18 protein-coding genes are annotated in these 20,349 nt (G+C 65.5%); 8 read left to right on the forward strand and 10 right to left on the reverse strand.

The features are described from left to right. Window positions 1–16: 16 nt before the first annotated feature. The 4 genes from ASD71_RS20470 to minE all read left to right on the forward strand — a co-directional run bounded on the left by ASD71_RS20470 (window position 17) and on the right by minE (window position 4,107). The gene (locus ASD71_RS20470; protein ID WP_056568873.1) at window positions 17–1,783 is read left to right on the forward strand and encodes a glutamine--tRNA ligase/YqeY domain fusion protein; all 1,767 of its coding nucleotides are present in this window, start codon (window positions 17–19) and stop codon (window positions 1,781–1,783) included. Window positions 1,784–1,943: 160 nt separating this feature from the next. Continuing rightward, window positions 1,944–2,888, forward strand: coding sequence for a septum site-determining protein MinC (gene minC / locus ASD71_RS20475; protein WP_056568875.1), 945 nt, complete (start codon window positions 1,944–1,946; stop codon window positions 2,886–2,888). A 142-nt stretch (window positions 2,889–3,030) separates the two neighbouring features. Continuing rightward, window positions 3,031–3,846: a septum site-determining protein MinD gene (minD, locus tag ASD71_RS20480; protein ID WP_056569518.1), complete on the forward strand. Its 816-nt coding sequence runs from the start codon at window positions 3,031–3,033 to the stop codon at window positions 3,844–3,846. Between the two features lie 3 nt (window positions 3,847–3,849). After that, on the forward strand, window positions 3,850–4,107 hold the full coding sequence (gene minE, locus ASD71_RS20485) for a cell division topological specificity factor MinE (RefSeq protein WP_006217654.1): 258 nt from the start codon (window positions 3,850–3,852) through the stop codon (window positions 4,105–4,107). A gap of 89 nt (window positions 4,108–4,196) precedes the next feature. Here the strand turns inward: minE and ASD71_RS20490 are convergent, their stop codons facing one another. The 4 genes from ASD71_RS20490 to ASD71_RS20505 all read right to left on the reverse strand — a co-directional run bounded on the left by ASD71_RS20490 (window position 4,197) and on the right by ASD71_RS20505 (window position 8,177). After that, a complete protein-coding gene (locus tag ASD71_RS20490; protein WP_056321146.1) occupies window positions 4,197–4,421 on the reverse strand; it encodes a glycine zipper 2TM domain-containing protein in 225 nt (74 codons plus the stop codon). Between the two features lie 191 nt (window positions 4,422–4,612). Beyond that, window positions 4,613–5,146, reverse strand: a complete 534-nt coding sequence (locus ASD71_RS20495) for an isochorismatase family protein (RefSeq protein ID WP_056568878.1) — start codon at window positions 5,144–5,146, stop codon at window positions 4,613–4,615. Between the two features lie 321 nt (window positions 5,147–5,467). Beyond that, on the reverse strand, window positions 5,468–7,141 hold the full coding sequence (gene ettA, locus ASD71_RS20500) for an energy-dependent translational throttle protein EttA (RefSeq protein WP_056568880.1): 1,674 nt from the start codon (window positions 7,139–7,141) through the stop codon (window positions 5,468–5,470). Between the two features lie 115 nt (window positions 7,142–7,256). Then, window positions 7,257–8,177: a DMT family transporter gene (locus ASD71_RS20505; RefSeq protein WP_056568883.1), complete on the reverse strand. Its 921-nt coding sequence runs from the start codon at window positions 8,175–8,177 to the stop codon at window positions 7,257–7,259. Window positions 8,178–8,399: 222 nt separating this feature from the next. On the opposite strand from ASD71_RS20505, the gene ASD71_RS20510 reads away from it, so the two are divergent. Next, a complete protein-coding gene (locus tag ASD71_RS20510) occupies window positions 8,400–8,918 on the forward strand; it encodes a hypothetical protein (protein WP_056568886.1) in 519 nt (172 codons plus the stop codon). 49 nt (window positions 8,919–8,967) lie between these two features. On the opposite strand, the gene ASD71_RS20515 is transcribed toward ASD71_RS20510, so the two are convergent. The 6 genes from ASD71_RS20515 to ASD71_RS20540 all read right to left on the reverse strand — a co-directional run bounded on the left by ASD71_RS20515 (window position 8,968) and on the right by ASD71_RS20540 (window position 15,173). Then, complete coding sequence (locus tag ASD71_RS20515; protein ID WP_056568889.1) at window positions 8,968–9,963, reverse strand: ABC transporter ATP-binding protein; 996 nt, start codon at window positions 9,961–9,963, stop codon at window positions 8,968–8,970. Further along, window positions 9,960–10,946 carry an ABC transporter ATP-binding protein gene (locus ASD71_RS20520; protein WP_056568892.1) on the reverse strand — a complete coding sequence of 329 codons (987 nt, stop codon included), beginning with the start codon at window positions 10,944–10,946 and terminating at the stop codon, window positions 9,960–9,962. The genes ASD71_RS20515 and ASD71_RS20520 overlap by 4 nt, the downstream gene beginning before the upstream one ends. A gap of 8 nt (window positions 10,947–10,954) precedes the next feature. Continuing rightward, the gene (locus ASD71_RS20525; RefSeq protein WP_056568895.1) at window positions 10,955–11,869 is read right to left on the reverse strand and encodes an ABC transporter permease; all 915 of its coding nucleotides are present in this window, start codon (window positions 11,867–11,869) and stop codon (window positions 10,955–10,957) included. Further along, window positions 11,869–12,858 (reverse strand): ABC transporter permease, encoded by a 990-nt coding sequence (locus ASD71_RS20530; protein ID WP_008158681.1) that lies wholly within the window; start codon window positions 12,856–12,858, stop codon window positions 11,869–11,871. Before ASD71_RS20530 ends, ASD71_RS20525 begins: the two co-directional genes overlap by 1 nt. A 58-nt stretch (window positions 12,859–12,916) precedes the next feature. Further along, window positions 12,917–14,488 (reverse strand): ABC transporter substrate-binding protein, encoded by a 1,572-nt coding sequence (locus ASD71_RS20535; protein WP_056568898.1) that lies wholly within the window; start codon window positions 14,486–14,488, stop codon window positions 12,917–12,919. Window positions 14,489–14,675: 187 nt separating this feature from the next. Beyond that, window positions 14,676–15,173 carry a MarR family winged helix-turn-helix transcriptional regulator gene (locus ASD71_RS20540; protein WP_056569521.1) on the reverse strand — a complete coding sequence of 166 codons (498 nt, stop codon included), beginning with the start codon at window positions 15,171–15,173 and terminating at the stop codon, window positions 14,676–14,678. A 366-nt stretch (window positions 15,174–15,539) separates the two neighbouring features. Between ASD71_RS20540 and ASD71_RS20545 the strand changes: the two genes are divergently transcribed. From ASD71_RS20545 to ASD71_RS20555, 3 genes are read left to right on the forward strand one after another with little or no spacing between them, the layout of a single operon-like run. Beyond that, window positions 15,540–17,771 (forward strand): indolepyruvate ferredoxin oxidoreductase subunit alpha, encoded by a 2,232-nt coding sequence (locus tag ASD71_RS20545; RefSeq protein WP_056568900.1) that lies wholly within the window; start codon window positions 15,540–15,542, stop codon window positions 17,769–17,771. A 13-nt stretch (window positions 17,772–17,784) separates the two neighbouring features. Continuing rightward, window positions 17,785–19,329 carry an indolepyruvate oxidoreductase subunit beta family protein gene (locus tag ASD71_RS20550; RefSeq protein WP_056568903.1) on the forward strand — a complete coding sequence of 515 codons (1,545 nt, stop codon included), beginning with the start codon at window positions 17,785–17,787 and terminating at the stop codon, window positions 19,327–19,329. A gap of 27 nt (window positions 19,330–19,356) precedes the next feature. Continuing rightward, window positions 19,357–20,334 carry a PDR/VanB family oxidoreductase gene (locus tag ASD71_RS20555; RefSeq protein WP_056568905.1) on the forward strand — a complete coding sequence of 326 codons (978 nt, stop codon included), beginning with the start codon at window positions 19,357–19,359 and terminating at the stop codon, window positions 20,332–20,334. Window positions 20,335–20,349 lie beyond the last annotated feature (15 nt).

Here is a 20,349-nt window from a genome sequence, read left to right on the forward strand (position 1 = left end):
TCCTATTCTTTCAAGAATGACCACCGCCCCGACGCCGACCCCTGCCGCATCAAACTTCCTGCTCAACATCGTCCAAGACGACCTCGAAGCCAACCGCTTCCAGGGCAAGCGCTGGGCGGGCAAGCCTGGCCCGGCGGCCTTGCAGCAGCAGGGGGACGCGGACCCGGCGCGCATCCGCACGCGCTTCCCGCCGGAGCCCAACGGCTACCTGCACATCGGCCACGCCAAGAGCATCTGCGTGAACTTCGGTCTGGCGCGCGATTTCGGCGGTGTCTGTCATCTGCGTTTTGACGACACCAACCCCGAGAAGGAAGACCAGGAATACGTCGACGCCATCATCGAGGCCGTCCACTGGCTGGGCTTTGACTGGAAGGCCGACGGCCGCGAGAACCTGTACTTCGCCAGCGACTACTTCGGCTATATGTATGAGTTCGCCGAAGCCCTGGTCGAAGCGGGCCACGCTTACGTCGACGAACAAAGCGCGGAAGAAATCCGCGCCAACCGCGGCACGCTGACCGAGCCCGGCACGGATTCGCCCTGGCGCAACCGCCCGGCCGCCGAGTCCATCGCGCTGCTGCGCGAAATGCGCGACGGCAAGCATCCGGACGGCAGCCTGGTGCTGCGCGCCAAGATCAACATGGCGTCGCCCAACATCAACCTGCGCGACCCGGTCATGTACCGCGTGCGCCACGCCACGCACCATCGCACCGGCGACCAGTGGTGCATCTACCCGATGTATAGCTGGGCCCACCCGGTGGAAGACGCGCTGGAAGGCATCACGCACAGCGTCTGCACGCTGGAATTCGAAGATCAGCGCCCGTTCTACGACTGGATCCTGACCCGTCTGGCCGAACTGGGCAAGCTGGCCCAGCCGCTGCCGCACCAGTACGAATTCGCCCGCCTGAACCTGAGCTACGTAGTCACCAGCAAGCGCAAGCTGCTGCAGTTGGTCAAGGAAGGCCATGTGGACGGCTGGGACGATCCGCGCATGCCCACCATCTTCGGCCTGCGCCGCCGCGGCTACACGCCCGCGTCGATCCGCCTGTTCTGCGACCGCACCGCCGTGTCCAAGTCCGATTCGCGCATCGACTACAGCCTGCTCGAACAGGCCGTGCGCGACGACCTGGACCCCATCGCCGCGCGCTCGGTCGCCGTGCTGGACCCGATCAAGCTGGTCATCACCAACTACCCGGAAGGCCAGACCGAGACCTGCACCGCGCCGCGCAACCCGCACGACCCGGAAGCCGGCGTGCGCGAGTTCCCGCTGTCGCGCGAACTGTGGATCGAACGCGACGACTTCCGCGAGGAAGCGCCCAAGAAATATTTCCGCCTGTTCCCCGGCAACACCGTGCGCCTGAAGTACGGCTATGTCGTGCGCTGCACCGGGTTCACCAAGAACGAGGCCGGCGAGGTCGTCGAAGTGCAGGCCGAGTACCTGCCGGACACCAAGAGCGGCACGCCGGGCGCGGACAGCGTCAAGGTCAAGGGCAACATCACCTGGGTCAGCGCGGCGCACGCGGTGCCCGCCCAGATCCACCTGTACGACCGCCTGTTTGCGGATCCGCGACCGGACGGCGGCGACAAGGACTTCCTGACCTGCCTGAACCCCAACTCCAAGCAGACCGTCACGGCCTGGCTGGAACCGGGCACCGTGGCCACGCCGGGCGCGACCTGGCAATTTGAGCGCCTGGGCTATTTCACGGCCGACCTGAAGGACTCGACGGCGGACGCGCCGGTGCTGAACCGCATCGTGACCCTGCGCGATTCCTGGGCCCAGGGCTGACGCGCCCGCGTGCGCAATACCCGGAAAAGGCGCCTTGCGGCGCCTTTTTCTTTCGCCGTGCGCCCGGCGCAGGCCGCCCCCGGCGGGTTATCATCCCCGACATCCCGCAGCCGGTTGCGCGCGCCGTTTTTCGCCGCCCGGACCGCCAGCCACAATCAAGATGAACACTGAATCCCTAGCCCTGGACTTCAAGAGCGCCACCCTGTATGCCATTCGGGTGGTTTTGCACAGCGCCGATCCCGAACGCCTGAACGCAGCGCTTGCCAAGCGCATGGCGGACGCCGGCAGCTTCTTTGAAAACGAGCCCGTCGTCATCGACGCCAGCCGGGTCGAGGAACCGATCGACTGGCCGGCACTGGTGGCGTCGCTGCGCGGCCACAACCTGCCCCCGATCGGCGTGGTGGCCGAAGGCGCCAATCTGCAGGCCGCGCGCGATGCCGGCCTGACCCCGGTCGAACTGTCCACGCCCGCCGCGCGCCCCGCCCCCGTGGTGGACACCGCGCCACCTAACGATGTCGCCACGCCCGTGCCGTCGGTGCCGGCAGCCGCGGTCGAGATCGCGCCCGCGCCCACCGACACGTCGGCAGCTGGCGCGCAGACGCCTGCCGCGGATGCCGCATCGCAAGACAAGGCTGCGGCCTCTGACGTTGCCGAAGCAAAGGCCGAAACGCAGGCCGAAAAGCCCGCAGCCGACGCCGATCCCCTGCCCGCCCGCGCCGCAAGCAGCACCACGTCCGCGCCCAGTCCGACGGCCGCGGCCCCGCACTCGTCGTCGGCGCTGGTGGTCACGCGGCCGCTGCGCTCGGGCCAACGTGTTTACGCACGGCATACGGATCTGGTGGTGATCGGCATGGTCAGCCAAGGCGCCGAAGTCATCGCCGACGGCAACGTGCACGTTTACGGTCCGCTGCGCGGCAAGGCCATGGCCGGCGCGCGCGGCGACACGTCGGCGCGCATCTTCACGACGCATCTGGATGCGGAATTGCTGGCCGTGGCGGGTGTCTACCGCGTGGTCGAAGACAAGCTCGATGGCACGCTGCAGAACCAGCCCGCGCTGGTCCGCCTGGATGGCGACACGCTGCGCATCGAAGCGCTGAAGGCCTGATGCCGCGCCCGGTGCGCGGCATCCTGCGAGACGGCGGCGCGGCCGCGGCCCGCTCAAATCTCAACACATCCTGTAAGAAGCCTTACACGGGCTTTTTGCTTTACGATAACGCGATTTATTCGAACATAAGGGTTTGATCGTCATGACACGCATTGTTGTGGTGACTTCCGGCAAAGGCGGCGTGGGCAAGACCACGACGAGCGCCAGTTTTTCCGCGGGCCTCGCGATGCGGGGCCACAAGACCGCTGTCATCGACTTCGACGTCGGCCTGCGCAACCTCGACCTCATCATGGGTTGCGAGCGTCGCGTGGTGTATGACTTCGTCAATGTGATCCAAGGCGAGGCGACCCTCAAGCAAGCGCTCATCAAGGACAAGCAGCTCGAAAACCTTTTCATCCTGCCCGCCTCGCAAACGCGCGACAAGGATGCGCTGACGCAGGAAGGCGTGGAAAAGGTCATCAACGACCTGAAGGAAATGGGTTTCGACTACATCGTCTGCGATTCCCCCGCCGGCATCGAAACCGGTGCGCTGATGGCGGCCTACTTTGCCGATGACGCGCTGGTGGTCACCAACCCCGAAGTCTCGTCGGTGCGTGACTCGGACCGTATCCTGGGCATCCTGGCCGCCAAGTCCAAGCGCGCGGTCGATGGCGACGAGCCGGTCAAGGAATACCTGCTGCTGACCCGCTACAACCCCAAGCGCGTCTCCGACGGCGAGATGCTGTCGCTGACCGACATCGAAGACATCCTGCGCATCAAGCTCATCGGCGTGATTCCCGAATCCGAAGCCGTGCTGCAGGCGTCGAACCAGGGCCTGCCGGCCATTCACCTGAAAGACACCGACGTCTCGGAAGCCTACAAGGACGTCGTCAGCCGTTACCTTGGCGAAGACAAGGCCCTGCGCTTTACCGATTACGAAAAGCCGGGTTTCCTGAAACGCCTGTTCGGAGGCAAGTAAGCGATGTCCTTCCTGTCGTTTCTGCTCGGTCAAAAGAAGACCTCCGCATCCGTCGCCAAAGAACGGTTGCAGATCATCCTTGCCCACGAGCGTGGCCGCGGGGATTCGCCCGATTACCTGCCGCAGCTTCAGCAGGAACTGATCGCGGTCATCTCCAAGTACGTGAAGATCAATCCCGAAGACATCAAGGTGCACCTGGAACGCCAGGACACGCTGGAAGTGTTGGAAGTGAAGATCGAAATGCCGCAGAACGAGACCTGATGTCTCCGCTGTGCGCCGGCCTTGCCGGCGCGCGTCGCACATAAAAAACGCCCGGCATTGCCGGGCGTTGCTTTTGGTACGACGAAAAATTACCGCTTGCCGACCTGGTCGCCGATCACACCGCCGATCGCCGCGCCGCCGACCGTGCCGAGCACGCCGCCGTTGGTGATCACCGCACCCGCGACGCCGCCCAGTGCGGCGCCCCCCACGGTGCTCTTCTGGCGATGGCTCATGCCATCCCACGATGAACAACCCGCCATGGTGGCAGCCAACGCCACAGCGGCACAGATCTTGGAAAGCGATGCGATTTTCATGATGTAGCTCCTGTTCTTTTACCCGGGGCCGCACCGGAGAATCAAAACGCGAGCGCGCGGACCTTTAGGGGTTTAGAGCTTTCAGGATCGCAAATTATCCGGGGACGGGGTGTTAGGTTTGCCCAGGAATTGTGTCAAAGAGAGAGCGAACTTTTGCACTCCCCAGGGAACGATGTTGCAAGGGCCAGCCGCTATTTGACCAGACGTAACACGTCACGGAAACGCGGGTGCTCGCACGTCTCCATCCACTCGAAAATCGCCATCTCTGTCGTGACGATCTCCGCGCCATGGGCGCGCGCGCGGCGCAGCGCGGCATGATGGTCCGATGGCTTGCGTGAACCGGCCGCATCCGCGACGAGCACCGTCTTGTAGCCTAGATCCACCAGACCGATCACGGTTTGCAGCACGCAGATATGCGCCTCGCAGCCGGCCACCAGCACCGTCTTGCGTGAAGCCGGCAGCCAGCCGTCGAAACCCGGTTCGCGGGCTGACGAAAAGTGCATCTTCTGGAAAGAGGCCTGCACCAGCTCGCGCAACGGGTCCACCGTGACGCCCAGCATCTTGCTGTGGTGCTCGGTGGCCACGACCGGCACATCAAGCAACCGCGCCGCCTGCGCCAGCTTGTGCGCGGCGTTGAGCACGGCGTCGCCGTCGTGGATGACCGGCATCAGGCGGCCCTGCATGTCGACGATCAGCAGAGTGGAATCGGAGGCGGACAGCAGCATGGTGAGGGACTCCTGGGGGCAAGGGGTCAGCATAACGCTGTGGGGCGGTGATGTCTCTCGGGCCGGTGTCTGACACCCTTGGGAGACGCACTTCCCTTTCTCGGGCCGGTGTCTGACACCCTTGGGAGACGCACTTCGTATGACGCGAATCTCACCAGGGTGTCAGACACCTCGGAGGATCTTTGATGCCAAAAAAAATCCCGGCGCTTGGCCGGGATTTTTGGCGGTGTTCCTACTCGGCTGGTGTCTGACACCCTTGCGGCGGCGTCTTGAATTGAAGACTGTGCCACCTGGGTGTCAGACACCAGAAGAATCGGCTATTTACTTCAACGCCTTGTAGCGCAGGCGCTTGGGCTTGGCGCCCTCTTCGCCCAGGCGGCGCTTCTTGTCGGCTTCGTATTCCTGATAGTTGCCGTCAAAGAACACGACCTGCGAATCGCCTTCGAAGGCCATGATGTGCGTGGCGATACGGTCCAGGAACCAGCGATCGTGGCTGATGACCATGATGCTGCCGGGGAACTCGAGCAGCCCGTCTTCCAGCGCGCGCAGCGTTTCGACGTCGAGGTCGTTGGACGGTTCGTCAAGCAGCAGGACGTTGCCGCCCGCGATCAGCGTCTTGGCCATGTGCAGGCGCCCGCGTTCGCCGCCGGAAAGCTGGCCCACGACCTTGTTCTGGTCGCCGCCCTTGAAGTTGAAGCGGCCCAGATAGGCGCGCGACGACATCTCGAACTTGCCGACGGTCAGGATGTCGGCGCCATCGGACACGGCGTCGAACACCGTCTTCTTGTCTTCCAGCGCGTCGCGCGACTGGTCGACGAAGGCGAGCTTCACGGTCTGGCCGATCTTCACTTCGCCCGAATCCGGTTGCTCGCGGCCGGCGATCATGCGGAACAGCGTGGACTTACCGGCGCCGTTCGCGCCGATGATGCCGACGATGGCGCCCGGCGGCACCTTGAAGCTGAGGTTGTCGATCAGCAGGCGGTCGCCGTAGGCCTTGCTGACGTTGTTGAATTCGATGACCTCGTTGCCCAGGCGCTCGCCCACCGGAATGAAGATTTCCTGGGTTTCGTTGCGCTTCTGGTATTCGTACGAAGACAGTTCCTCGAAACGCGCCATACGCGCCTTGGCCTTGGCCTGGCGTCCCTTCGGGTTCTGGCGCACCCACTCCAGTTCCTTCTTGATGGTCTTCTGGCGCGCCGACTCCGAGGACTCTTCCTGCTTGAGGCGGTCTTCCTTCTGTTCCAGCCACGAGCTGTAGTTGCCCTTCCAGGGGATCCCGTAGCCGCGGTCCAGTTCCAGGATCCATTCGGCAGCGTTGTCCAGGAAGTAGCGATCGTGGGTCACGCCGACGACGGTGCCGGGGAACTTGTGCAGGAACTGCTCCAGCCACTCCACGCTTTCGGCGTCCAAGTGGTTGGTGGGCTCGTCGAGCAGCAGCATGTCGGGCTTGGACAGCAGCAGGCGGCACAGGGCCACGCGGCGCTTTTCACCGCCGGACAGGTTGCCGACGGTGGCATCCCAGGGCGGCAGGCGCAGCGCGTCGGCGGCGATTTCCATCTGGTGTTCGATGTCGTCCGCGCCGCTGGAGGCGGCGGCGGCGATGATGGCTTCAAGATCGGCCTGTTCAGCGGCCAGCGCGTCGAAGTCAGCGTCGGGTTCCGCGTACGCGGCGTAGACCTCGTCCAGGCGCTTCTTGGCGGTGACGACGGCGCCCAGGCCTTCCTCGACCGCTTGGCGGACCGTGTGCTCGGGGTTGAGCTGCGGTTCCTGCGGCAGGTAGCCGATGTTCAGGCCCGGCATGGGCACGGCTTCGCCTTCGATCTCGCGGTCGACGCCCGCCATGATCTTCAGCAGCGTCGACTTGCCCGAGCCGTTCAGGCCCAGCACGCCGATCTTGGCGCCAGGAAAAAACGAAAGGGAGATATCGCGCAGGATCTGCCGCTTGGGCGGCACGATCTTGCCGACGCGGTTCATGGTGTAGACGTATTGGGCCATGGGCTCGTAGGTGAGATATAGCTGAGAAACCGTTGATTGTAGGCCGGAACCCTGACCGGCGTGCGGAAGCGGTGATCCGGCCCCATCTCGCCTTGATTTGGGCCTCGGCCCGCCTTCAGTGGGTCTTCGCGGCGCGGCCCGGCAGACCGGGCGTGCGCATCTGGGCCAGCATCACACCGGCCAGCGCCAGCGCCCCGCCGGCAATGTGAAAGAGATGCGGCTTTTCATCGAGGAACAGCGCCGCGATGGCCACAGTGAACACGGGCATGACGTTCAGAAAGATGCTGGCACGATTGGGACCCAGGTGGCGCACGCCCTGCATCCACAGATACGGCGCGAACAGCGACGGAAACACCGCGGCATAAAGCACCAGCGGCACGTTGGCGGCATTGAGCGGCGACGGCGCCGCCAGCAGGAAGGCGGGAAGCTGGAACAGGATGCCGAACGCGACCTGCACGTACAGCGACTGCCACGGCCCCACGGGCAGCGCCCAGCGCCGCAACAGCACGCCATACAGCGCATAGGCCAGTGCGCCCAGCCCCATCAGCACGTCGCCGTGGTTGGCGCCCACGGACAGGAGCCGGGCCGGATCGCCCTCGCCGATCAGCAGCGCCAGGCCGGCCAGCGACACCAGGCTGCCCAACAGCGCCATGGCCGAAGGACGCTCGCGCATGATCACCGCCATGACGGCGATGGTCATGAGCGGGATCATCGCGGTGATGAAACCCATGTTGGTGGCGGTGGTGGACGCGGCCGCCACATACGCCAGCCCCTGGTACAACGCCATGCCCAGCCCGCCCAGCACGGCGAACTTCGGCAGATGCGCCAGCACCTGACGGCGTTGCGCCCATACGCCCGGCAACGCAAACGGGGTCAGCACGATGCCCGCCAGCGCCCAGCGGTAAAAGCCGATGGCGGCCGGCGCGATGACGCCAGCGGCCATCTTGGTCACGATCATATTGACCGACCAGATCAAGGCCGCCAGAAGCGGGAACAGGAGAAAGCGGAGGGGAAGCTGCGGGGCGTCGGAGCGCATGGTTGAAACGGGAAGGCAGAAATACGGAAAGCACGCCAGTGTAGGCGGCGTCCGGCTCGCTGTATATGTCACCCATATGTTGGCGCGCCAGCACGCCATCCGGATACCGCCTCGCGTTTCTTCGTAATCCAAGCGCCCGATGCACTGCAGCGCCGTTCGCGCGACAATAGCGCCTGACGTATCTGCCGTGCCGTCGCGGCTTCATCGCGCCCAGGAACCTTCATGTCCGCCTCTGCCACTCCTCCCGCTTCCTTGACCCATTTCAGTGCACCCGAACTGGACATGCTGGCCAAGACCGCGGACGCACTCAGCGCCTATCTGGGCAAACCCGTGCTGGCGGAAGTGGTGCTGGGCGACGAAGGCACCGAATGGGTGACCTACGGCGTCCCAATGGACGAGAAGGCCGAGACGGACGAGGAACAGACGCACGTGCAGATGGGCGGGCCGGGCGCGCGCCTGCTCGGCAACCGCGGCGGCCTGCCGCAGTCCGATGACGACACCTACGACTGTCTGTACCTGTGGGCCATCCAGATTTCGCTGAACGACGGCGAGCGCTTCATCAAGCTGGACCACGATGGCGAAGAGTCCGCCTGGTCCGACAACCTGGAAGACGTGCTGCCCTTTGCCCTGACCGAGGAACCGCAACCGGATCCCGATGAGCAAGAGGAAGACGAGGAAGAAGAGGAAGACGACGCGGACGACGACACGCCGTACGACGAGGTCCACAACCACCGCCACTGAGCGGCGCGCCGCGGCCCGGGCAGACGCCCGGTCCATGGCGTTTGCAGGATCACACGGTGATCCGGCCTTCCTCGACAGCGTGGCAGGCCACGATCGACACCCCCGCCAGCTTCGCGACCGGCGCCTCGGCCTTGCAACGGTCGTTGGCGTGCGGGCAGCGCGGATGGAACGTGCATCCGGACGGCGGATTCAGGGGATTTGGCACCTCGCCCGCCACTGCGGTACGCGGCTTGCCCGCGCCGTTGATGTCCGGAATCGCCTCGAGCAGCATCCGCGTGTAGGGATGCCGCGGCCGCGCGAAGAGTTCGTCGCGCGGCGCGACTTCCACCATGCGGCCCAGGTACATCACCCCCACGCGATCCGCCACGTGGTGCACGACGGCCAGGTTGTGCGAGATGAACAGGTACGTCAGGCCCAGCTTGCGCTGCAGGTCCTTCATCAGGTTCAGCACCTGCGCCTGCACGGACACGTCCAGCGCCGAGGTGGGCTCGTCGCACACCAGGAATTCCGGATTGACCGCCAGCGCGCGCGCGATCGAGATGCGCTGGCGCTGCCCGCCCGAGAACTGGTGCGGATAGCGGCTCTGGTCAGCGGGATCCAGACCCACCTGCCGGAGCAGTTCGCCGACGCGCGCCACGCGGTCTGCGGGCGACATCTGTGTGTGCGTCAGCATCGGCTCGGCAATGATGCGGCCCACGCGCCAGCGCGGATTCAGGCTGGCATAGGGATCCTGGAAAATCATCTGCAGGCGCTTGCGCAGGGCGCGCCCGCCGGGCTCGGACATGCGCGACAGCGGCTGCCCATCGAAGCTGATGTCGCCGCGCGTCAGGCCATACAGCCCGACCAGCATGCGCGCGACCGTGGACTTGCCACAGCCGGATTCGCCCACCAGCGCCAGCGTCTCGCCGCGGGCGATGTCGAACGACACACCGTCCACCGCGCGCAGCATCACTTTGGGCTTGCGTGCCAACGCGCGCTCCAGCCAGGGCGGCGATACGTCGAACCAGCGGGCCGCGTCCTTTACTTGAACCAAGGGCGTGCTCATGCGGCCACCTCCAACGTATTGCCTTTGTCATGCAGCCAACAGGCCGCGCGCGACGTGCCTGCGGGCATCAGCTCGGGACGGTCGTGCGCGCAGCGCGGCAGGCGCTGACCGCAGCGCGGATTGAACGCACAGCCCGGCGGAATGGCGTTCAGGCGCGGCATGCTGCCGTCGATCTGCACCAGCCGTTCGGTGTGGCCTTCGAGCGTGGGAATGGAGCCCATCAGCCCCGACGTGTAAGGATGGCGCGGCTTGTGGATGACGTCTGCCACCGGGCCGATCTCGGCCACGCGGCCGGCGTACATCACCGCCACGCGGTCGGCGGTCTCGGCGATCACGCCCATGTCATGCGTGATCAGCATGACGGCCGTGCCGTTTTCGCGGCACAGACGCTTGAGCAGTTCGATGATCTGCGCCTGGATCGACACGTCGAGCGCGGTCGTGGGCTCGTCCGCCACCACCAGCTTGGGCTCGGCGGCCAGGGCCAGCGCAATCACGACGCGCTGTCGCATGCCGCCGGAAAACTGATGCGGATAGTGGTCGATGCGTTCGCGCGCGGCGGGAATGCCCGTGGACGCCAGCAGCTCGACCGCGCGGTTGCGCGCCTGCGACCACGTCATGTCCAGATGGGTGACGATGGTTTCAGCCAGTTGCCGGCCCACCGTGTACAGCGGGTTCAGCGACGTCAGCGGGTCCTGGAACACCGCCCCGATCTCGCGGCCGCGCACACGGCGCATCTGCTCGTCGGGCAGGTTGTCGATGCGCCGGCCGGCCAGCAGGATCTCGCCGGCCGCGATGCGGCCCGGGGGTTCGAGCAGGCCGATGATGGAGGCGCCGGTCAGCGATTTGCCGGCGCCGGATTCGCCTACCACGCCCAGGACTTCGCCAGCCTGGATGGAAAAGGACACGTCGTCCAGGGCGCGTAGCGTGCCGCGGCGCGTGGGAAACTCCACGCGCAGGTTGCGGACTTCGAGTAATGCGCTCATGGTTACCCTCAGTTCAGACGCGGGTTGAGTGCGTCGCGCAGCCAGTCACCCAGCAGGTTGACCGACAGCACCAGCAGCACCAGGGCCGCGCCCGGGAAAATGGTGATCCACCACTCTCCGGAAAACAGGAAATCGTTGCCGATCCGGATCAGCGTGCCGAGCGACGGCGCGGTCGGCGGCACCCCCACCCCCAGGAACGACAGCGTCGCCTCGGTGATGATGGCGGTGGCCAGGTGAACCGTGGCCAGCACCAGCACCGGACCCAGCACGTTGGGCAGCACGTGGCGGAACATGATGACGGGCGAGGCCACGCCGATCACGCGGGCGGCCTGCACGTATTCACGGTTCTTTTCCACCAGCGTCGAACCGCGCACCGTGCGGGCGTACTGCGGCCAGCCGGCCAGCGCGATCGCGCCGATCAGCACAGGGAAGGCGATGATCTCGTGCATCTCGCGCGGTACCGCCGCGCGGGCCACGCCGTCGATCAGAAGTGCGATCAGGATGGCAGGGAACGAGAGTTGCACGTCGGCGACACGCATGATGAACGCGTCGACGCGGCCGCCGGCATAACCGGACACCAGCCCGAGCACGATGCCGATCACCATCGACAGCAGCACCGAGGCCAGGCCGATCAGCAGCGACACGCGCGTGCCGTACAGGATGGCCGAATACAGATCGCGGCCCTGGCTGTCGGTGCCAAGCAGGTATGTGGCCTGCCCGTTGGGTTCCCAGGCCGGCGGCAGCAACGCGTCCAGCAGTTCGACCTTGGTCAGGTCGAACGGATTGTGCGGCGCGACCCAGCCGGCCCCGAAGGAGCCGATCAACAGGGCTGCGAGCAGCAGCGTGGCGACGATGGCCACGGGCGCCCGGCGCCAGGCCCAAGCGATGTCGCTGTCCCACCAGCGTTTGAGTACGGCACGCATCAGTGAGCCCCCCCGCCGCGAGTCAGCCCGGAACGCAGCCGCGGGTCCACGACGAAATACAGAAGATCGACGATCAGGTTGATCACCACGAACACCAGCGCGATCAGGCACAGGTACGCGGCCATCACCGGCACGTCGGCGAATTGGACCGCCTGGATGAAGAGCAGGCCCATGCCCGGCCACTGGAACACGGTCTCGGTCACGATGGCGAAGGCGATGATGCCGCCCAATTGCAGGCCCGTGATGGTGATGACGGGCACCATCGTGTTCTTGAGCGCGTGACCAAAGTGGATGGCGCGGCGCTTCAGGCCCCGGGCGCGCGCGAACTTGATGTAGTCCGAGCGCAGGACCTCCAGCATTTCGGAGCGCACCAGCCGCAGCACCAGCGTCATCTGGAAGAGCGACAGCGTGATGGACGGCAGGATGAGGTGCTTCCAGCCCGTGGCGGTGAACAGGCCCGAGGTCCACCAGCCCAGGCTGACGGTATCGCCGCGCCCATAGCTGGGCAGCCAGCCCAGTTGCACCGAGAACACCAGGATCAGCAGGATGCCGATCAGGAAGGTCGGCAGCGACACGCCCAGCAGCGACCCGGCCAGCAGCATCTGCGAGACCAGGCTGTTGCGCTTGAGCGCCGTGTACACGCCCAGCGGCACGCCCACGACGAGCGCCAGCAAGGCGGCCACCATGGACAGCTCAAGGGTGGCGGGCAGGCGGGATTTCAGCAGCGTTGAAACGGGTTCGCTCTGGCGCAGGGAGATACCGAAATTGCCCTGCACGGCGTTGGCCACGAAGTGGCCGAATTGAACGATGGCGGGCTCGTTCAGGCCCAGGCGTTCACGCAGTTCGATGCGCTCGGCATCGGTGGCGTCCTGCCCCAGCATGATGGTGACAGGGTCGCCGACGTATTGGAAAAGCACAAAGGCCAGTAGCGCGACGGTGAGCATCACCGCTACGGCCTGCAACAGGCGACGCAGTATGAAAGCGAACATAGGCGAAAAAAAGCAAGACGGCGGAACCGGGTAGGTCCCGCCGTCTGGTTAGCCTGGATCAGTCAACCTTGACCCAATCGGCAACGAGGCGATTGTCGGCACGGTGGATGACCGTGACGTTCTTGCGCATGGCCCAGGGGATGACCTGGTCGTGCAGCGGGATGTGCCCGAAGTCCTTGGCGTGCCCTTCCAGCACGGTGATGATGTCGGCGTCGCGCTTCTTCGCATCGGTCTCGGTCTTGATCCGGTCGATGATGACGTCGAGTTCCTTGTTGCTGTAGTTGCCCAGGTTGTACATGCCGTCAGCGCCTTCGCCCTTGGTGCGGATCAGGTTTTGCAGCGTGTACATGGCGTCGAACGTGGGCACGCCCCAGCCGAACAGATAGGCGCTGGTGTCGAACGACTGCACCTTCGGGAAGTACGTGGAGCGCGGCATGGCGTTCATGGTGGCCTTGACGCCGACCTTGGCCCACATGCCGACGACGGCCTGACAGATGGCTTCGTCGTTGATGTAGCGGTTGTTCGGGCAGTCCAGCGTGAAGTTCAGCGTGCCGTCGTAGCCGGCTTCCTTCAGCAGGGCGCGGGCCTTTTCGGGATCGTAGGGCACGCGCTTGTGCACCGATTCAGCCCAGCCATGCACCTGCGGGGCGATCATCGTGCCAGTGGGCGCCGACAGGCCGCGCATCACGGCGCGCTTGATGGCGTCCACGTCGATGGCGCGGTACAGCGCTTCGCGCACGCGGATGTCCTGGAAGGGGTTCTTGCCCTTGATGTTGGAGTACTGCAGCTCGGGACGCTTCTGGTCCAGGCCCAGGTAGATGGTGCGGTATTCGTTGCCTTCGACGACCTTCTGCTGCTGGCGCAGGCGCTCCAGATCCTGGGCGGCCGGGTCCAGCACGAAGTCGATTTCGCCCGAGAGCAGCGCGGCGGTGCGGGTGGCGTTCTGCTTGATCGGCGTGAAGATGACTTCGGTCACGTTGCCGACCTTGTCAGCCTTGTTCCACCAGTCCTTGTTTTCCTCGAAGACGGTGCGCACGTCGACTTCGCGGCTCTTGAGCTTGTAGGGGCCCGTGCCGTTGGTGTTGCGCGCGCCGTAGGTTTCTTCTTTGTTGACGAAGTCCTGCGGCTTGGGGATGTTGTTCTTTTCGGACCAGGCCTTGTTCATGATGAACACGTTGGTCAGCTGGCGCAGCAGCACGGGATTGGGCGCCGAGGTTTCGATCTCGACCGTCAGGTCGTCGATCTTGCGCGCTTCCTTGATGCCGGTGGTGTAGGCCTTGTAGTTCGACGTGGGCGCCATGGCGCGGTGGATCGAGAACACCACGTCGTCAGCCGTGAACGCGGCGCCGTCATGGAACTTGACGTTGGGACGCAGCTTGAAGCGGTACAGCGTGGGCGATACCTGTTCCCATTCGGTGGCCAGGCGCGGCGACACCTTGAAAGACTTGTCGTAGTCGACCAGGGGCTCGTAGATGTAGCTGTTGGCGGCGATCGTCATGCCTTCGTTCTGCGAGTGCGGATCGAACGTGAGGATGTCGCCCTGGGCGGCCCAGCGGAAGGTCTTGGCTTGCCCGATCGAGGGCACTGCCACGGCGGCGGCGATCGCGATAGCAATCAAAGTGCGGCGCATAAGTGTCAACTCCTGACAGTAGTCTGAATACCGGCGCGAGTGTGCCTACCCGCGAGACCCGCGTCAATTCAGGGTTTGCGCGTACCGGGGATTGTTTTCACAGAGAAACGACAATCGGGGACGCATAAGCATGTAACCAAATAATCGGACCGAACGATGTTCGAGTGCGCGCTTGCAACGGTTGAAGCTATTCGTCCGGGTCGATGGGCAGTTCCAGTGGAACGTGCTCGGTCATCAGCACATCGAGCATGTCGATGAGCAGCGCGGCCTTTTCTTCGCCGAAGGGCGCCAGCACTGCCTTCTGGTGCTGCAAGGCTTGATCGCACAGGCCGCCGATGAGGTTGGAGCCCTTGGCCGTGATGCAGACCCTTGTCTGGCGGCGGTCCGCGCGCACGCCGGTGCGGGCCACCAGGCCGTCGGCCTCCATGCGCTGCACGACCTTGCTGAGGGTGGGCTGCTTGGTGATGGCCAGCACCGCCAGGCTGCCGATGGTTTCGCCGGCGCTGCCCTGCAGGCTGGCGAGCACGCGCCATTCGGTCACGGATAGTCCGGCGGCTTTGACCTGTTGATGGAATTCCGCCGAGATGCGTTGGCTGGCCTGCGCAAGCAGATAGGCCAGGTAGCCATCGACGAACCGCGGGCCCGTTGCGGCGGCGCGCGTGCCGCGTGGCTTATCTGCCTGCATGTTGGTTTGCTCCCACGCGCCCATTTCGAAGGCCCGCCCCGTTTCCGAAAGGCGCATTGCACCACGACGGCGCGGCCGTGCGCCATGATGTACCGCAATGCTGTTGCGCAGCACAGGGTATACCCCAAATCGCAACCCGTTTTTGCACCATTGCAGCGCTCCGAAACCGTCAAAATGCTAGAGGACAACCAGTATATACACCCTTGTTTTTGCGTGATATTTTTTAATTTCCATGAAATTTCATCTTTTTTATTGACAGCTAAAACATTGACTCCTAAAGTATTTTTCAGGCGATGTTTTCGTGGCAAGACGATGCTGCACGGCAGCACGGATTAAGGACCCGCTGGGTCCGCGAAAGGGATCCAGATGGCGGAAAGGTCTTTCAAGAAAGAAGTCCAGCAACTGCGCATCGGCGCAGGCGAGGAATTTCGCGGCGAAGGGATTCTTGCCGTCACGAAGGCACTGCTGCAATCCGGCGTGGGTTACGTGGCCGGCTATCAGGGTTCGCCCATTTCGCATCTGATGGACGTGCTGGCCGACGCCAACGACATCCTGCAGGAACTGGGCGTGCACTTCGAGGCGAGCGCCTCGGAAGCCACCGCCGCGGCGACGCTGGCGGCGTCCGTCATGTACCCCATCCGTGGCGCCGTGACGTGGAAGTCGACGGTGGGCACCAACGTCGCCTCCGACGCGCTGGCCAACCTGGCCTCGGGCGGCGTCACCGGCGGCGCGCTCGTCATCGTGGGCGAAGACTACGGCGAAGGCTCGTCGATCATGCAGGAACGCTCGCACGCGTTCGCCATGAAGTCGCAGATCTGGCTGCTGGACCCGCGTCCCAATCTGGAAAGCATGGTCAAGGCGGTGGAAGACGGCTTTGCGCTGTCGGAAGCCAGCAAGACGCCCGTGATGCTGCAACTGCGCATCCGCGGCTGCCATGTGCACGGGCGCTTTATCGCCAAGGAAAACAAGCGTCCGGCGTTCAGCCTGGCGCAGGCGCTGGAAAGCCCGGCGCGCGACACCAGCCGCATTGTGCTGCCGCCGGCCTCGTTCCTGCATGAACAGGAAAAGATCAATGAGCGCTGGCCCGCCGCCATCCGCTACATCAAGGAACACCAGCTCAACGAGCACTTTGACGGCGACCAGGACGACATTGGCCTGATCCTGCAGGGCGGCCTGTACAACGGCGTCATCCGCGCGCTGCAATTGCTGGGACTGGCCGACAACTTCGGCAACAGCCGCATCCCGCTGTACGTGATGAACGTGACCTACCCCGTCATCGAGGACGAGGTCATCGGCTTCTGCCGCGGCAAGCGCGCGGTGCTGCTGCTGGAGGAAGGCCAGCCGGACTACATCGAGCAGAACCTGCACGCAGTGCTGCGCCGCGCGGGTGTGAACACGCAGTTGTCCGGCAAGGACGTGCTGCCGATGGCGGGCGAATACACGACCCAGGTCATGCGCGACGGCCTGCGTGAATTCCTCAAGCGCAACCGGCCGGAGTCGCTGCAGACGCATCCTGCCGTGGCGGTGGATGCGCAGGCTGAAGTACAGCCCGAGCCCCAGCTCACCATCACCGAGGTCTCGCGGCCCAAGCCAGCCCGCCCCGCCGAGCAACCCATCACCTTCCACAAGCACGTCGACAGCCTGTCCGCCGTGGTGCCGCCACGGCCCGCGGGCTTCTGTACGGGCTGTCCGGAGCGGCCCATCTTTTCCGCGCTGACGCTGGCGCAGGAAACGCTGGGCCAGCACCACATCTCGTGCGACATCGGCTGCCACCTCTTTTCCATCCTGCCGCCCTTCAACCTGGGCGCGACGACGATGGGCTACGGCCTGGGCGCTTCCAGCGCGGCGGCCTTCAACGTGCCGGCGGCCAAGCGGCCCATCTCCATCATGGGCGACGGCGGCTTCTGGCATAACGGGCTGGCGTCGGGCATCGGTAACGCCGTGTTCAACAAGTACGACGGCGTCATCGTCATCGTCGACAACTTCTACGCGTCGGCCACCGGCGGACAGGACATCCTGTCCTCGCGCGCCGACAACCCCGACCGTTCGACCAACAACCCGATCGACCAGGCCGTGCGCGGCGTGGGCGTGAAGTGGGTGCGCACGCTGGACCGGACCTACGACGTGGCCAAGGTGCGCGCCACCATCGAAGAGGCGCTGACCACCGATATCAAGGGGCCGAAGGTCATCATCGCGCAGTCCGAGTGCATGCTGAACAAGCAGCGGCGCGTGAAGCCGCTCTTCAACAAGGCGGTCAAGGAAGGCAAGCGGGTGGTGAAGGAACGCTTTGGCGTGGACCCCGACGTCTGTACCGGCGACCACGCCTGTATCCGGCTGTCCGGCTGCCCGTCGCTGACGGTCAAGGACAGCGGCGATCCGCTCAAGGAAGACCCCGTGGCGCACGTGGAAAGCAGCTGCGTGGGCTGCGGCAACTGCGGCGAGGTCGCGCATGCCGCCGTGCTCTGCCCGTCCTTCTACCGCGCCGACATCATCCACAACCCGACCGGCGCCGATCGCTTCCTGGCGCGCATGCGCGGCGCGGTGATCGGCTTCCTGCAACGGCGCCGCGCGGCGCGTCTGGCGCACAACGCGCTTTGAGGGACCCAGCAACATGAACGCGGCGGTGATGCAGCAAGGCAACCCCATCAAGATCGCGATCCTGGCCATGGGCGGCCAGGGCGGCGGCGTGCTGGCCGACTGGATCGTCGACATGGCCGAGCACGCGGGCTGGTGGGCACAGACCACTTCGGTGCCCGGCGTGGCGCAGCGCACTGGCGCCACGATCTACTACCTGGAGCTGCTGCCCGAGGCCGATGTGCAGCGCGCCGGCCGCCAGCCCGCGCTGGCGCTGATGCCCACGCCGGGCGACGTGGACCTGGTGGTGGCCGCCGAATTGATGGAAGGCGGCCGGGCCATCCAGCGCGGCCTCGTGACACCGGACCGCACGGTCCTGATCGCGTCGTCGCACCGCAGTTTTGCGGTCAGCGAAAAGTCCGCGCCCGGCAACGGCATCGCCGATCCCAACAAGGTGCTGGAAGCGGGGCGCGCGGCGGCCCGGCGCTTCATGTGCTTCGACCTGCAGGACCTGGCCGACCGCGCGGGCAGCGTCATCAGCGCCAGCCTGTTTGGCGCGGTGGCCGGCAGCGGCTCCCTGCCCTTCACCCGCGACGACTTCGAGGCCACCGTGCGTCGCGCGGGCCTGGGCGTCGACGCCAGCCTGCGCGCCTTCGCGCTGGGTTTCGAATCGGCCAACAAGGCGCCGGAACAGCCCGCGGCCATCGACCTCACGCGGCCCGAGCCGGTGGTGCCCGAACGTGCCGCCAGCCCGCGCTCGCAGGCCCTGCTGGACGCCATCCTGCGTGATTTTCCCACCTGTGCGCAGCCAATGCTGACCGCAGGCGTGCGCCGCCAGATCGAATTCCAGGACCAGGCTTACGCCGAAGACTACCTGCGCCGCATGAAGGCGTTCCGTGACCTGGACGCGCAGCACGGCGGTGACGCGCATCAATGGGCGCTGACCTGTGCGGCGGCGCGCTACGTGGCCACCGCCATGGCCTACGACGACGTGATCCGCGTGGCGGACCTGAAGACCCGCGGCACGCGCTTTGACCGCGTGCGAACGGAAGTCGGCGCGCGGCCCGGCCAGCTCGTCGACACGACCGAATTCATGCATCCCCGGCTGGAAGAAATCTGCGGCACATTGCCGGTTCGGCTGGGCCGCTGGCTGGAGGGCTCCAAAGCCTTCGGCGGCTTCGTCGAGCGCCGGCTTGGCAAGGGCCGCCGCCTGCGCAGCGGCACGCTGGGCGGATTCCTGATGCTGTACACGCTGGCCGGCATGCGGCGGTTCCGGCGCAGCACGCTGCGCCATCAGATCGAGACCGAATCGCTGGATTCCTGGCTGGCGCTGGTGGCGCGGCTGGCCCCGCGCGACTACGCGCTGGCCGTCGAGACCGTCAACTGCCGCCGCCTGGTCAAGGGCTACAGCGACACCCATACGCGCGGCGGCGGCAAATACCGGCAGCTCATCGCGGCCGCGGACCAGCTGGCTGGCCGCCCAGATGCCGCCGACGCGCTGCGCGCGCTTCGCGACACGGCGCTCGCCAACGTGAAATGCGAGCCCATGGAACGCCAGATCGCGGAAAAACTGGCCGCCTGAGGCCGCCCCCAGAAAGAGACCGACATCGTGCAGACACTCAAACTGATCGTCCGGGAAGTCCGGCAGGAATCACCGCTGATCCGCTCGTTCCGCCTGGCGCGCGAAGACGGCGGTACGCTGCCCGCGTTTGGCCCCGGCGCGCACCTGAAGGTGACGGTGCCGGGCCTGCGAGATCCGCGCTGCTATTCGCTGGTGCAGCTGGTGCCCGAAGCGGGCCGCTTTGCCGAGCCGGCGGAATATCGTCTGGGCGTGCGGCTGGAAGACCCCAGCCAGGGCGGATCGCGCCACATGCATGCGCTGGCCGAGGGCGACGTGCTGACCGTGGAAGGCCCCAAGAACGACTTTCCGCTGCATGAATCGCCCGCGGGCGACGAGCCGGTGGTGCTGATTGCGGGCGGCATCGGCATCACGCCCATCGCGTCCATGGCCGCCGCGCTCAAGTCCGCCGGCCGCGCCTTCCATCTGCACTACTGCGGCCGCAGCAAGGACCAGCTTGCCTTCCTGCCTGAACTGCAGGCGCTGGCGGGCGGCGACCTGACGCTGCACGCTGACGACGATCCGTCCTGCCGCTTTGATCTGCAGGCGCTGCTTGCCGCGTCGAACCCGCGCCAGCACCTGTACGTCTGTGGCCCGAAGGGCCTGATCGATGCCGTCATCCAGGGCGCCCACGCGCGCCACTGGCCCGACGCCCACATCCATTTCGAACTCTTCACGACGGCCGCCGCGCTGGCCGGCGACCAGGCCTTCGAGGTCGAGCTGCGCCAGTCCGGCCGCGTGCTGACGATACCCGCCGACAAGACCATAGTCGAGGTGATGGAGGACGAGGGCTGCGACCCGATGTACGACTGCAAGCGCGGCGAATGCGGCGTCTGCCAAGCCACCGTGCTGGAAGGCGAGCCCGACCACCGCGACTACTACCTGTCCGACACCGAGAAGGCCAGCGGCAAGATCATCCAGATCTGCATCTCGCGCGCCAAGTCCGCGCGCCTGGTGCTGGATCTGTAAGCCCGACGAGGAAGC

The sequence above is a fragment of the Achromobacter sp. Root565 genome, from assembly GCF_001427425.1.
Classification (GTDB): Bacteria; Pseudomonadota; Gammaproteobacteria; order Burkholderiales; family Burkholderiaceae_B; genus Achromobacter; species Achromobacter spanius_D.